Source organism: Streptomyces sp. NPDC097595, from assembly GCF_044761525.1.
Taxonomy (GTDB): domain Bacteria; phylum Actinomycetota; class Actinomycetes; order Streptomycetales; family Streptomycetaceae; genus Streptomyces; species Streptomyces drozdowiczii_A.
The window spans coordinates 253,187-265,616 of sequence record NZ_JBIWCN010000005.1; the positions used below are offsets into that span (position 1 = coordinate 253,187).

11 protein-coding genes are annotated in these 12,430 nt (G+C 73.7%); 5 read left to right on the forward strand and 6 right to left on the reverse strand.

Translation table 11 applies throughout. The features are described from left to right. The first annotated feature begins 16 nt into the window (after positions 1-16). Genes ACIQZN_RS10565 through ACIQZN_RS10575 form a run of 3 tightly spaced genes read left to right on the forward strand, consistent with a single transcriptional unit; the run spans position 17 to position 3,625 of the window. Entirely contained in the window at positions 17-1,222 is a 1,206-nt protein-coding gene (locus ACIQZN_RS10565; RefSeq protein WP_403990360.1) for a M20 family metallopeptidase, read from the forward strand. After that, complete coding sequence (locus ACIQZN_RS10570) at positions 1,219-2,652, forward strand: MFS transporter (protein WP_403990363.1); 1,434 nt, start codon at positions 1,219-1,221, stop codon at positions 2,650-2,652. The genes ACIQZN_RS10565 and ACIQZN_RS10570 overlap by 4 nt, the downstream gene beginning before the upstream one ends. Before the next feature lie 55 nt (positions 2,653-2,707). Beyond that, the gene (locus ACIQZN_RS10575; protein ID WP_403990366.1) at positions 2,708-3,625 is read left to right on the forward strand and encodes an ADP-ribosylglycohydrolase family protein; all 918 of its coding nucleotides are present in this window, start codon (positions 2,708-2,710) and stop codon (positions 3,623-3,625) included. Here the strand turns inward: ACIQZN_RS10575 and ACIQZN_RS10580 are convergent. Next, positions 3,615-4,757: a methyltransferase gene (locus tag ACIQZN_RS10580; protein ID WP_403990368.1), complete on the reverse strand. Its 1,143-nt coding sequence runs from the start codon at positions 4,755-4,757 to the stop codon at positions 3,615-3,617. The two genes, ACIQZN_RS10575 and ACIQZN_RS10580, sit on opposite strands and share 11 nt — an antisense overlap. Before the next feature lie 84 nt (positions 4,758-4,841). Then, positions 4,842-5,042, reverse strand: coding sequence for a hypothetical protein (locus ACIQZN_RS10585; RefSeq protein WP_403990371.1), 201 nt, complete (start codon positions 5,040-5,042; stop codon positions 4,842-4,844). A gap of 250 nt (positions 5,043-5,292) precedes the next feature. Here ACIQZN_RS10585 and ACIQZN_RS10590 point away from each other — a divergent pair, with 250 nt between their 5' ends. Continuing rightward, positions 5,293-6,111 carry an endonuclease I family protein gene (locus ACIQZN_RS10590; protein WP_403990374.1) on the forward strand — a complete coding sequence of 273 codons (819 nt, stop codon included), beginning with the start codon at positions 5,293-5,295 and terminating at the stop codon, positions 6,109-6,111. A gap of 36 nt (positions 6,112-6,147) precedes the next feature. On the opposite strand, the gene ACIQZN_RS10595 is transcribed toward ACIQZN_RS10590, so the two are convergent. Next, on the reverse strand, positions 6,148-6,714 hold the full coding sequence (locus tag ACIQZN_RS10595) for a hypothetical protein (protein WP_403990377.1): 567 nt from the start codon (positions 6,712-6,714) through the stop codon (positions 6,148-6,150). Positions 6,715-6,865: 151 nt separating this feature from the next. Here ACIQZN_RS10595 and ACIQZN_RS10600 point away from each other — a divergent pair, with 151 nt between their 5' ends. Continuing rightward, positions 6,866-7,981: a chemotaxis protein gene (locus ACIQZN_RS10600; RefSeq protein ID WP_403990380.1), complete on the forward strand. Its 1,116-nt coding sequence runs from the start codon at positions 6,866-6,868 to the stop codon at positions 7,979-7,981. A gap of 91 nt (positions 7,982-8,072) precedes the next feature. Here the strand turns inward: ACIQZN_RS10600 and ACIQZN_RS10605 are convergent, their stop codons facing one another. From ACIQZN_RS10605 to ACIQZN_RS10615, 3 genes are all read right to left on the reverse strand, one after another. Continuing rightward, positions 8,073-9,485 (reverse strand): NADP-dependent succinic semialdehyde dehydrogenase, encoded by a 1,413-nt coding sequence (locus ACIQZN_RS10605; protein ID WP_403990383.1) that lies wholly within the window; start codon positions 9,483-9,485, stop codon positions 8,073-8,075. 165 nt (positions 9,486-9,650) lie between these two features. Beyond that, positions 9,651-10,178 (reverse strand): ATP-binding protein, encoded by a 528-nt coding sequence (locus ACIQZN_RS10610; protein ID WP_403990386.1) that lies wholly within the window; start codon positions 10,176-10,178, stop codon positions 9,651-9,653. Positions 10,179-10,315: 137 nt separating this feature from the next. Next, positions 10,316-12,415, reverse strand: coding sequence for a xanthine dehydrogenase family protein molybdopterin-binding subunit (locus ACIQZN_RS10615; protein ID WP_403990389.1), 2,100 nt, complete (start codon positions 12,413-12,415; stop codon positions 10,316-10,318). Between the last annotated feature and the right edge of the window lie 15 nt (positions 12,416-12,430).

The following is a 12,430-nucleotide window of genomic DNA, read 5'->3' on the forward strand; positions in this document are numbered from 1 at the left end:
CGGCACCATACCAGGCATGTTCGCACGCACTGACGCCCTCGCCTTCGAAGACTCCCTGGTCCGGCTGCGCCACGCCCTGCACCGGCAGCCCGAGCTCGGCCTCGATCTCCCCCGCACCCAGCGGGCCGTCCTGGACGCCCTGTCCGGACTGCCCCTGGAGATCACGACCGGCAGCGGGCTCACCTCGGTGACCGCCGTCCTGCGCGGTGGCCGGCCCGGCCCCGCCGTGCTGCTGCGCGGGGACATGGACGCGCTCCCCGTACAGGAGGACAGCGGTGTGTCGTACGCCTCCGAGGTGCCCGGGCGGATGCACGCCTGTGGCCACGACGTGCACACCGCGGGGCTGGTCGGGGCGGCCATGCTGCTGGCCGCGCGGCGCGAGGAGCTGGCGGGCGACGTGGTGTTCATGTTCCAGCCCGGCGAGGAGGGCATGGGCGGGGCCCGGCTGATGATCGAGGAGGGCGTGCTCGACGCGGCCGGGACCCGGGTCGTCGCCGCGTACGCGCTGCACGTCACCTCGGCGGTGCTGCCCGTCGGCACCGCCGCCGTACGGCCGGGCCCGATGCTCGCCGCCTCCGACGAGGTCACCGTCACCGTCGTGGGCGCCGGGGGCCACGGATCGTCGCCGCACCTGGCCAAGGACCCGGTCCCGGCCGTCTGCGAGATGGTCACCGCGCTCCAGACCCTGGTCACGCGCACCGTCGACATCTTCGACCCGGCCGTGATCACCGTGGGCTCGCTGCACGCCGGCTCGGCCGGGAACGTCATCCCCGGGACCGCCGAGTTCACCGCCACCATCAGGACGTTCTCCGAGGAGACCCGGACCCGGGTCCGGGCCGCCCTGGAACGGACCGTGCGGGGGATCGCCGCCGCGCACGGCCTGACCGCCGGCACCGACTACCGCGAGGGCTACCCGGTCACCGTCAACGACGCCACCGAGGCCGCGTTCGCCCTGCGCACCGCCCGCGAAGTGCTCGGCGCCGGGCAGGTCTTCGAGGCGCCGCGCCCGATGGCCGGCTCCGAGGACTTCTCGTACGTGCTGCACGAGGTCCCGGGCGCGTACGTGGGCCTCGGCGCGTGCCCGTCCGGTCAGGACCCGTCGGCCGCCCCCATGAACCACTCCGCGCAGGCGGTCTACGACGACCGGGCGGTGGCGGATGCCGCCGCCCTGCTGGCCGGACTCGCGGCGCGGCGCCTCCAGGACGCCGAGCAGCCGTCATGAGCACGACCGAGTCCACCAGGTCCGCCCCGGAGTCCACATCGGTCGGCGCCGTCGTGGGCCTCCTCGTCCTCTTCGAGCTGACCAGCGGCTTCCTTCAGGGCGGGATCGCCCCGCTGCTGCCGGACATCGGCACGGAGCTCGGGATCGCGGACGCCGACCTCAACTGGGTGGTCGCCGCCCAGCTGCTCGCCGCCGCCGTGTCCGTGCCCGCGTTCGGCCGGCTAGGCGACGTGTACGGGCACCGCCTGATGCTGCGGGTCTCGCTGGTGTGCGTCGCCGTCGGCTCGCTGCTCGTGGCCTTCGCGCCCTCGCTGCCCGTGCTGCTGGCCGGGCGGGTGCTGCTGGGCCCGCTCGCGGCCCTGCTGCCGCTGGAGATCGCGCTCGTACGCGACCGGCTCTCGGTGGAACGCGCCCGGGGCGCCATCGCGCGGCTGGTCGGCGCGCTCACCCTCGGCACCCTGCTCGGCGGGGTGGTCATGGGCCTGGCGCACAAGGCGACGGGCGATGTCCGGATCACCCTGCTCCTCCCGGCCGTGCTGGCCCTGCTCTGCGTCCCGGTCTCGTTCCTCGCGATCCCGGAGTCCACCCGGACGCCGGGGGCGAGGCTCGACTGGCCGGGCGTGGGCCTGCTGAGCCTGGCGGTGCTTCTGCTGCTCGCGGGGATCTCGGCTGCGAAGACCGGCCCCCTGCTCTCCGGCGCGGTGCTGGTCCCGGTGCCGCTCGCTCTGGTGGCGGGCGCGGTCTGGGCGGTCCGCGAGCTGCGGGTGCCCGATCCGCTGGTGGACCTGCGGGCACTGGCCGACCGCAGTGTCGCCCCGTACTTCCTGTGCGCGGCGGCCTTCGGCGTGGTCTACTTCGGCAGCCTGGCCCCGGACTCCACGTTCCTGGCGGCGGACCCGGAGCGCACCGGTTACGGCTTCGGGCTCTCCGCCCTCGCCATCTCACTGATCGCCCTGCCCGCCGGGGTCGCCGCGGTCGTCGGCTCCTCGCTGACCGCCCTCGTCGCGCGGCGCGTCGGCTACCGCCCCGCGCTGATCGCCTCGTTCGCCCTGATCGCCGTGAGCTTCCTGTCCACCGCCGTGTTCCACACGGCGATCTGGCAGCTGGTGGCGGCCAAGGTGCTCGCCGGTGCCGGGATCGGCGTGGCGCTCGGCGCGCTGCCCACGGTGATCGCGGAGGCCGGCGCCCCGTCGCGTACGGGGATCACCACGGCCCTGTACAACAACGTCAAGACCCTGGGCGGGGCGGTCGCCGGCGCGGTCATCGCCGTCATCCTGGCGACCCCGGCGACGGAGACCGGGAGCACCGTCCCCGACACCCAGGAGGCGGCGGGCGAGTCCGGGTACGTCGCGGTCTGGCTGCTCTGCGCGCTGCTCTCGGCGGGCGCGGCCGTGGCAGCGGCCGCCGCGCGGCGCGGAACGGCGGAATGACCGGGCGGGCGGAATAGCCGGGCGGGCGGAGCGCCCGGCTTGTCATACTGCTCCGATGACCGCCGTACCCGCCCCCGCACTCGACTCACTGGCCGGGCTCGCCTTCGGTGACGCCTTCGGCGACCGCTGGTTCGGCATCCTGCGCCGCGAGGGCCCCGAGGCCCTGGAGGCGCGGACGCTGCCCGAGGAGCCCGTGTGGCGGTGGAGCGACGACACCGCCCAGGCGCTGGTCCTCGTCCGCGAACTCGCCGAGGGCGACGGCGCCGTGGACCAGGACCGGTTCGCCCGGCGCCTCGCCGAGGAGTACGCCGCCGACACGCACCGCGGCTACGGCGCCTCGATGCACGACGTCCTGCGCCGGATCGGCGCGGGCGAGCCCTGGCAGGAGCTGGTGACCGCGCAGTTCGACGGCATGGGCTCCTGGGGCAACGGGGCGGCGATGCGCGTCGCCCCGCTCGGTGCCTGGCACGCCGCCGATCTGGACACCGTCATCGGGCAGGCCGCCCGCCAGAGCGCGGTCTCGCACCACCACCCCGAGGCGGCCGCCGGGGCGGTGGCGGTCGCCGTCGCCGCGGCGCTGGCCGTGCGCGGCCGGGGCGGCCCGGCGCCCGAGCGCGGCGCGTTCCTCCGGGGGGTCGCCGCGCACCTGCCCGACAGCGATGTGCGCTCGGGCGTCCGCATCGCGTCCCGGATGCCCGCCCGCACCTCGGTCCGCCACGCGGCGGAGGTCCTGGGCTCCGGCTACCGGATGTCCGGGCCGGACACCGTCCCCTTCGCGCTGTGGTGTGCGGCGGGCCACCTGGACGACCTGGAGGAGGGGCTGTGGTGCACGGTCGCGGGACGCGGTGACATCGACACCACCTGCGCCATCGCGGGTGGCGTGATCGCCGCCCGTACCGGCGTCGCCGCCCTCCCGCCGGCCTGGCACACGGCCCGCGAACCGCTGCCGGAGTGGGCGGCGCTCAGCGCCTGACCGCGCGCAGTACGACGAACTTCGGGTCGCCCGCGACCGTCTCGCAGTTGCCGAAGACGCGGCGCAGGGTGGCGTGGTGGCCCAGGTGGCGGTTGGCGACCACCCAGAGCTCGCCGCCCGGCCGCAGCGCGCGCCGGGCCCCGTGGAACATGGTCCGGGCAGTCGCGTCGGTGGTGGCCTGGTGGGAGTGGAACGGCGGGTTGTTGAGGACCAGGTCCGCGCTGCCGGGCTCGGCCCCGGACAGGCCGTCCCCGACGACGAAGCGGGCCCGGGCGTCCGGCCCCGTGTTGTCGCGGAAGGTCGCCTCGGCCGAGGCCACGGCCTGGTACGACTCGTCGACGAAGGTGAGGGTGGCGTCGGAATTGGCGAGGGCGGCGGCGAGGCCGAGGACGCCGTTGCCGCAGCCGAGGTCCACGACCCGATCGGGCCCGCTGCGGTCCGGCAGGTGCTTGAGGAAGAAACGGGTGCCGATGTCGAGCCGGTCGGCGCAGAAGATCCCGGCGTGGTTGGTGACGGTGCGCCCGGCGGCCGGTCCGGCGTCCGGCGGTAGCGCGTAACGCAGCGGCCAGGGGCTGGGGGTGCGGGGCAGGGCCGGGTCCGGGGTGCAGTGGATGAGCCGGGCCTTGCGGACGGCGAGGGACGTCCGGGTCGGGCCGATGATCCGCTCGAAGAGGTTGAGCGTGGAGGTGTGGACCTCCTTGACCATCCCGGTGCCGACGACGACCGTGCCGGCGTGCACGGCGGGCGCGATGCGGTGGAGCTGGTCCTCCAGGAGCGCGAGGCTCTTCGGCACGCGTACGAGAAGGACGTCGACGCGGTCCGGCGGGGTGTCGCGCGGGGACAGCAGGCGCACCGCGTCGGCGGGCAGCCCGTTCCGCTCCAGGTTCGCGGCGGTGGCCCGCTGCCCGAGGTGGGAGTCGCTGATCTGTACGGGGCGGTGCGCGGCCAGGACCGTGCTCAGGGCGCCCCAGCGGTCGCCGATGACGACGACGTTCCCCGAGACGTCGACCGCCTCCTCCAGGTGCTGGAGCAGATAGGCGTCGGCCGCGTCCCAGGCACGGAACGGGTCGCGGGGGTCCTCGGGGAAGCGGGCGAGGTCGTAACCCGCCTCTGACGTCGTCAAACGGTTCATTGTGCGTTCAGGCTAACCGAGCGGCGCCCGGCGCCCGTACCTGCCAGGGGGCGCGACGGCCGGGCCGCCGCGCCGTACCGCCGGCTACGGCAGTCGCTTGTCCATGGCCGCCCGGCCCTCCCTGGCCAGGGTGCGCTCCGCCCATTCGAGGTTCGCCGGGGTCAGGTCCCGCCCGGACGCGAGCACCAGGTCCTCGGCGGACGGGTTGTCGGTGGCGCCGGTGTGCAAGAGGTCGTCCGGAGTCACGCCCCGGGTGCTGGATACGGAATCGGACTCGTCGCTCATGCCGCCTCCCTTGTCCTTCCCGTCATTCTCGCCCTCCCCCGGCGCTCCCGCATCCGAGACCGGAGGGGGGTCCCGGAACGGGTTCCCGGCCCTCACTTGACCTGCACATGATAGATACGCGGGGTTCACACATCGTGACGGTGCGCATGGAAGGCTCCCGCGTACACATAGCGGACACGACGCACCGCGGAGCCGCCCCCCACCCCGTGACGGCGCCGCGGTGCGCGTATTCCCGGAGAGGACACCCCACATGTCCCGTCGTCACCTTCCCGCGCGCCACGCCCTGCCCGCCGCGCTCGCCGCCCTCGCGGTGTTCAACGGCACGGCCGCCGCCGCGCCCGTCCCGACGCCACCGCCCACCGCCGCCTCCTCGCTCACCGCGCTCGACGACACGTACTACCAGGACGCGACCGGCAAGACCGGCACCGCGCTGAAGAGCGCCCTGCACACGATCATCAGCGACCAGAGCAAGCTCACCTACAGCCAGGTCTGGGACGCCCTGAAGGACACCGACGAGGACCCGGCCAACTCCTCGAACATCATCGAGCTGTACACCGGGCGCTCCGAGCCGAAGAGCGACAACGGCGGCAGTCCGGGCCAGTGGAACCGCGAGCACGTCTGGGCCAAGTCCCACGGCGACTTCGGCACGGCCACCGGCCCCGGCACGGACATCCACCATCTGCGCCCGTCCGACGTCCAGGTCAACTCCACGCGCGGCAACAAGGACTTCGACGACGGCGGTACGGAGCTGAGCGACGCCCCGGGCAATTACACGGACTCCGACTCCTTCGAACCGCGCGACGCCGTCAAGGGCGACGTGGCGCGGATGATCCTCTACATGGCCGTGCGCTACGAGGGCGACGACGCCTTCCCCGACCTGGAACCCAACGACAGCGTGTCCAACGGTTCCTCACCGCACATCGGCCGGCTCTCCGTACTCAAGACATGGAGCGAGCAGGACCCGCCGGACGCGTTCGAGAAGCGGCGCAACGACGTCATATACGAGGACTACCAGCACAACCGGAACCCGTTCGTGGACCACCCCGAGTGGGTGGACGCCATCTGGTGACGGTCCCGCACCGAATCACCGCGAGGCCGCCGGCCGTCAGCTCCGTTCCGCCTGGGCGATCCGGGGGAACGACTTGACGCCGGCGGCCTTGCGGCTGTTCGCGTGCTGGCTGACGGTCTTGTCGGTCGGCGCGTCCGGGAAGCCGAGCACCACGGAGTCCAGCACCTTGCCCGACGCGTCGACGAACTCGACGCGCACGGCGAAGAACGCCTGCTCGCCGCTCCGGTTGGTCACCCGCACCAGGGCGCTGCGGAACTTCTCCCCGGGCGCGACCGCGATGCCGTTGACGGAGACGTCGTCCATGGCGTTGCCCTTGCCTTCGACGCCCTTGAGAGTCGCCGCGGCCTTCTGCCGGTTGCGCTCGACGTCGGCGGAGACGGAGGAGGCGAACTCCTCCGGGGTGCGCTCGCTACGGGTCGGGCTCGGGCTCACCGTCGGTTCGGCGGAGAGCGTGCGGGTGCTGCTGGCCGTACCCGGCGACGAGGTGTCGGAGTCGCCGCAGGCGGCCGCTCCGGCGGCGAGCACCGCGACGAGTGCGGCTGGGGTCAGGCTGCGGATGACGCGGCCTCGGAAGGGGCGCCGCGCGGGGCCGGTCCGGTTCACAAACGCTCCGTCCACTGAAGCGGGCACGGGGAAGCAGCACTTCCCGCACCCGGGATGACCAACTCGCCCATATTAGGATCAAAAGGTATGAATTGACTCGTTGATTCACCCGCTCCGCACGCAGTGCGCGCGATTCCCCGGGAGGGAACTGATGGACACGGACGCCCTGACCGCCGGCCTGCTGCAGGAGCTCCGCCGGACCCGGCCCTATCCGGCCCTGTCCCTGACCATGCCGACCCACCGGCGCGCCCCGGACAACGCCCAGGACGCCGTACGGCTGCGCAACCTGCTGTCCGAGGCCCACAACCGGCTGGAAGCCGATCCGGAGGTCGCCCGGGAGGCATGCGCCGCGATCAAGCAGCAGCTCGACCGCGCGGCCGGCGAGCTCGACCAGCGCCGGGCCCTGGACGCTCTCGTGCTCCTCGCCACCGCCGACGAGTACCAGATCTGGCGGCTGCCGCGTACCGCACCCGAACGGGTGGTGCTGAGCGACAGCTACCTCACCCGCAACCTGGTCGCCGCGAAGGCCCAGGCCCGCCCCTTCTGGGCGCTGACCGTGGCCGCCGACCACGCCGCCCTCTTCAGCGGCACCACCGAGTCCGCCCAGGAGGCCCACGCCGGCGGCTTCCCGCTGGCCGCCCCGCGCGAGGAGTTCAACCCGCAGCGCATGGAGCGGATCGGCGACACGGCGAGCAACTTCGCCAGCGAAGACACCCGGAACTTCCTGCGCACGGTGGACGAGAAGCTGCGTACCGTCCTGGCCACCGACCCCCGCCCGCTGTACCTGGTGGGCATCGCGCCGGCGCTCGCCCTGTTCGACGAGGTCAGCGAGTGCGCCAAGGACGCGGTCGGCCGGGTCACCAAGGGCGCGCCCGCCGACAACGCGCCCCGCGACCTGCTCACCGAGCTGCGCCCGGCCCTGGACGCCCGGCGCGCGCACTTCGCCAAGGAGATCGACGGGCGGCTGGACGCGGCGCGCGGCCGCAAGGCGTTCGCCGGCGGTCTGGACGAGGTGTGGGCCGCGGTGCGCGAGGGCCGCGCCGGTCTGGTGGCCGTGGAGGAGCACTACCAGCAGACGGTACGGGTCGACCAGGAGCACCTGAAGCCGGTGACCGACGACGTGGTGGACCCGTCCGACGCGAGCGTCCGCGAGGACATCGTGGACGAGCTGGTCGAGGCGGCGCTGGACAGCGGCGCCGAGGTGTTCTTCGTCGCGGACGACTCGTTGAAGGGGCACGGCCGGATCGCGGCCGAACTGCGCTTCTGAGCCGGCCGCTCCGTGCCGGCCCACTCCCAGAGTCCGGCGCCGCGCCGGTTGGAGGCCGTCGCGTCGAGGTTCGGGGGCGTCGCGGGTGCGGTCACCGGGGTTCGGAGCCGTACCAGACGGTGGTGGCGTTGCAGAACTCGCGGATGCCGTGTCCGGCGAGCTCGCGCCCGTAGCCCGAGCGCTTCACCCCGCCGAAGGGCAGGGCGGGGTGGGAGGCGGTCATGCCGTTGAAGAAGACGCCGCCGGCCTGGAGGTCCCGGACGCAGCGTTCGGTCTCGCCGGCGTCGCTGGTCCAGACGTTGGAACTGAGCCCGAAGGAGGTGTCGTTGGCGACCTCGACGGCCTCGTCCAGGCTGTCCACGCGGTAGAGGGTGGCGACCGGGCCGAAGGTCTCCTCGCGGTGGATGCGCATCTCGGGTGTGATGCCGGCGAGGACGGTGGGCGCGTAGAACCAGCCGTTCTCCAGGCCGCCGCCCAGTCCCTCGGGACGTCCGCCGCCGCACAGCACCTCGGCACCCCGGTCCACCGCGTCGTCCACCAGCTCCTCCAGGTCCGCGCGGCCCTGTTCCATGGCGATCGGCCCGACGTCGGTGGACTCCTCCAGCGGGTCGCCCACGGTCAGCTGCCGCATGCCGACGGTGAAGCGCTCGGCGAACTCCTCGTACACCTGGGTGTGCACGATGAACCGCTTGGCGGCGATGCAGGACTGGCCGTTGTTCTGGGCGCGGGCGGTGACGGCGGTGCGGGCGGCCTTGGCGACGTCCGCCGAGGGCAGGACCAGGTACGGGTCGCTGCCGCCGAGTTCCAGGACGGTGTGCTTGACCTCGTCACCGGCGATGGCGGCGACGGACCGCCCGGCCGGTTCGCTGCCGGTGAGCGTCGCGGCGGCCACCCGGCGGTCGCGGAGGATGCCCTCGACGGCCTTGGAGCCGACCAGCAGGGTCTGGAAGCAGCCGGCCGGGAAGCCGGCGCGGTGGAAGAGGTCGCCGAGGTACAGCGCGGTCTGCGGCACGTTCGACGCGTGCTTCAGCAGGCCCGTGTTGCCGGCCATCAGGGCGGGGGCAGCGAAGCGCACGACCTGCCACAGCGGGAAGTTCCACGGCATCACGGCGAGGACCGGGCCGAGCGGCCGGTAGCGGACGTACGCGCGCACCGCGCCGGAGTCCTCCACATCGGCGGCGGCGGGGTGCTCGTCGGCGAGCAGGCCCTCGGCCCGTGCGGCGTACCAGCGCATCGCCTTGGCGCACTTCGCGGCCTCGGCGCGGGCGGCCTTGACGGGCTTGCCCATCTCCAGGGTCATGGTGCGCGCGATGTCCTGCTGGTCCTCGTCCAGGAGGTCGGCGGCCCGGTTGAGCAGCCGGGCCCGTTCGGCGAACGTGGTGGTGCGGTAGTCGCGGAAGGCGGCGTCGGCCGCGGCGATCCGCTTCTCGATCTCGTCGTCGTTCAGCGCGTCGAACGTCCTGAGCGTCTCGCCGTTCGCGGGATTGACCGTCGCGATGGGCATGACTGTGGCCTCCTTGCCTCGGTACTTCGACCGTGCCGCGCGGTGGGCCCGCCCGCAACGCGGGCCGTGACACGGCACTGCCCCCGCCACCGCATACCCGGCCGGCGCGGATCATGCATGCTCGGGACATGCGATCCGCGCCGGCCGGGGGCTGGGGCGTGTGTCTCAGACGAGCGCCGGGGCGGCGTCGGGGACGGGGACGGTCTCGTCGGCGGCGGCCGGGACCGGCTCGGGGATCTCCGCGACCGCGGCCGGCGGGCGGCGGAACTCGCGGACGCCGGGCAGCGGCGGCAGCGGCACCAGCTCGATGTGCTGCGGCTCCTGGGCGTACCGGGTGAACCAGACGACCTTGCCCTCGGCGGTCCGGCAGGTGCCCCAGCTGTCGCTGAGGGCCATGACCCGGCTCAGGCCGCCGCCCTCGTGGAGCAGTCGCGGCATCTCGGAGCCGTTGTCGGCGACGGAGACCGTGAGGTGCCGTCCGGACCACCGGAGTTCGACGACGCAGCGGTTGTCGTCACCGACGTGCCGGTGGACGTTGGTCAGCAGCTCCTCCACGGCACGGCACACGGGCCGTACGTGGAGTTCGAGACTCCAGTGGCGCAGGTGGGCCGCGACTATGCGTCGCAGCTGGTCCACACGGTCTGCGGAAACCTGGAGTTCGACCAGATAGTGCCGGTCGAGTGGAACGGTCATCGTCGAGGCTCCTCACATCGAGGCCCACATACTTCGCCCCGTTGAACCAACGACCCCCGAATACGAAGAGTGAGCAGATGTCTCTTCTGGGTCACTCCACAGGGTGACCCCGCTGGGCCGGTCGCGCAACATTTCGGTCAGGCCAGGTGGGTGAGCACCCGGTCGGGTGTGAGGGGCAGGGTGCGCACGCGGACGCCGGTCGCGTGCCGGAAGGCGTTCCCGACGGCAGCGGCGGCGCCGACGATGCCGATCTCGCCGATGCCCTTGCTGCCCATGGGGTTGAGGTGGGGGTCGTCCTCCTCGATCCAGTGCGCGTCGACGGCGGCCACGTCGGCGCAGACGGGGACGTGGTACGAGGCGAGGTCGCACTCGGTGAAGTCGCCGAAGACCGGGTCCAGGGTGGAGCCCTCGGTGAGCGCCATCCCGATGCCCATGGTCATGCCGCCGATGAACTGGGAGCGTGCGGTACGGGAGTTGAGGATGCGGCCGGCCGCGAAGACGCCGAGCATCCGGCGCACTCGGACCTCCCCGGTGCGGGTGTCGACGGCGACCTCCGCGAAGTGCGCCCCGAAGGCGTGGCGGGCGTACGCGGATGTCTCGGCGGTCTCCTCGGTGGTGTCGGCGCTGACGGTCACCCCTTCGGCGGGCAGCGGCGCGCTGCGCGCGGCGAGCTCCCCGGCGAGCCCGGCGGCCGCCTTGTGCACGGCCCAGCCCCAGGAGGCGGTGCCGGACGAGCCGCCGGCCAGCGGGGCGTCGGGCAGGTCGCTGTCGCCGATGTCGATGGCCACGTCGTCCAGCGGTGCGCCCAGCGCCTCGGCGGCGATCTGGGCGAGGACGGTACGGGCGCCGGTGCCGATGTCCGTGGCGTTGACGGCGATCCGGTAGGTGCCGTCGGGCGCGGCGTGCGCGGAGGCGTGGGCGGCACTGACGTAGACGGGGTACGTGGCCGAGGCGACGCCCGTCCCGAGCAGCAGGGCGCCCTCGCGGCGGATGCCGGGGGCGGGATCCCGGTCCGCCCAGCCGAAGCGTGCGGCACCCTCGCGCAGGCAGGCGGCCAGGCCCCGGCTGCTGAAGGGTTTGCCGGAGTCGGGTTCGTCGGCGGGGTCGTTGCGCAGCCGCAGTTCGACGGGGTCGACGCCGGTTTCCGCCGCGAGTTCGTCCATGGCGGATTCGAGGGCGTACATCCCGGGGGCCTCGCCCGGGGCGCGCATCCACGACGGGCTGGGCACATCGAGGGCGGTGACCCGGTGCGTGGTGCGGCTGTGCGGTGAGCCGTACATGACGCGGGCGGGCACGGCGGCCTGCTCCACGAACTCCTTGATCCGGGAGGTGTGGGTGATGATCTCCTGGGCGACCGCGGTGAGGGTGCCGTCGGCCTCGGCGCCGAGCCTGACGCGCTGCACGGTGGGTGCCCGGTGTCCGACGAGCGCGGGCATCTGGCGCCTGGGCAGGGCGAGTTCGACGGGGCGGCCGGTGTGCAGGGCGGCCATCGCGGCGAGCACGGTCTGCGGGCGCGGGGTGCCCTTGGAGCCGAAGCCGCCGCCGACGTGCTCGGAGACGGCGGTGACCCGGTCGGCCCCGATCCCGAAGGCGGCGGCGAGGCTGTCGCGCACCTTGGTGGCGCCCTGACTGGAGTCGTACACGGTGAGGTGTCCGTCGGGCGACCAGTGGGCGGTCGAGGCGTGCGGCTCCATGGGGTGGTTGTGCAGCGGCTCCAGGGTGTACGTGGCGTCGACGCGTACGGGCGAGGCGGCGAAGGCCCGGTCGAAGTCGCCGCGTTCGCGCACGGCCGGGTAGCCGCCGTTGGCCTCTTCCGGGGTGAAGAGGCCCGCGTGGTCCTCGGTGAGCACGACGTCGTGCGGGGTCGTCTCGTAGGTGATGTGCAGGGCGGCCGCTCCGGCCCGGGCGCTCGCGAGGCTGTCGGCGAGGACGAGGGCGACGGGCCAGCCCCGGTGGGGCACCCGGTCGTCCTGGAGGACGGCGAGGATCGGGTCGTCCGGTTCGGCCAGGCGCGGCGCGTTGTCGTGGGTGAGGACGGAGTGGACGCCGGGGTGGGCGAGGGCGTCGACGGTGCGGACGGCGGTGACCCGGCCGGACGGCACGGAGGCGGGTACCGGCCAGGCGTACAGGCAGCCGGGCAGGCCGCGTTCGGCGGCGTAGCGCGCGGCGCCGGTCACCTTGGCGCGGCCCTCGCGGCGGACGGCGGGCGCGCCGAGCGGCTGGGGGGCGTGGCTCATGGCGGGATCCTCGGC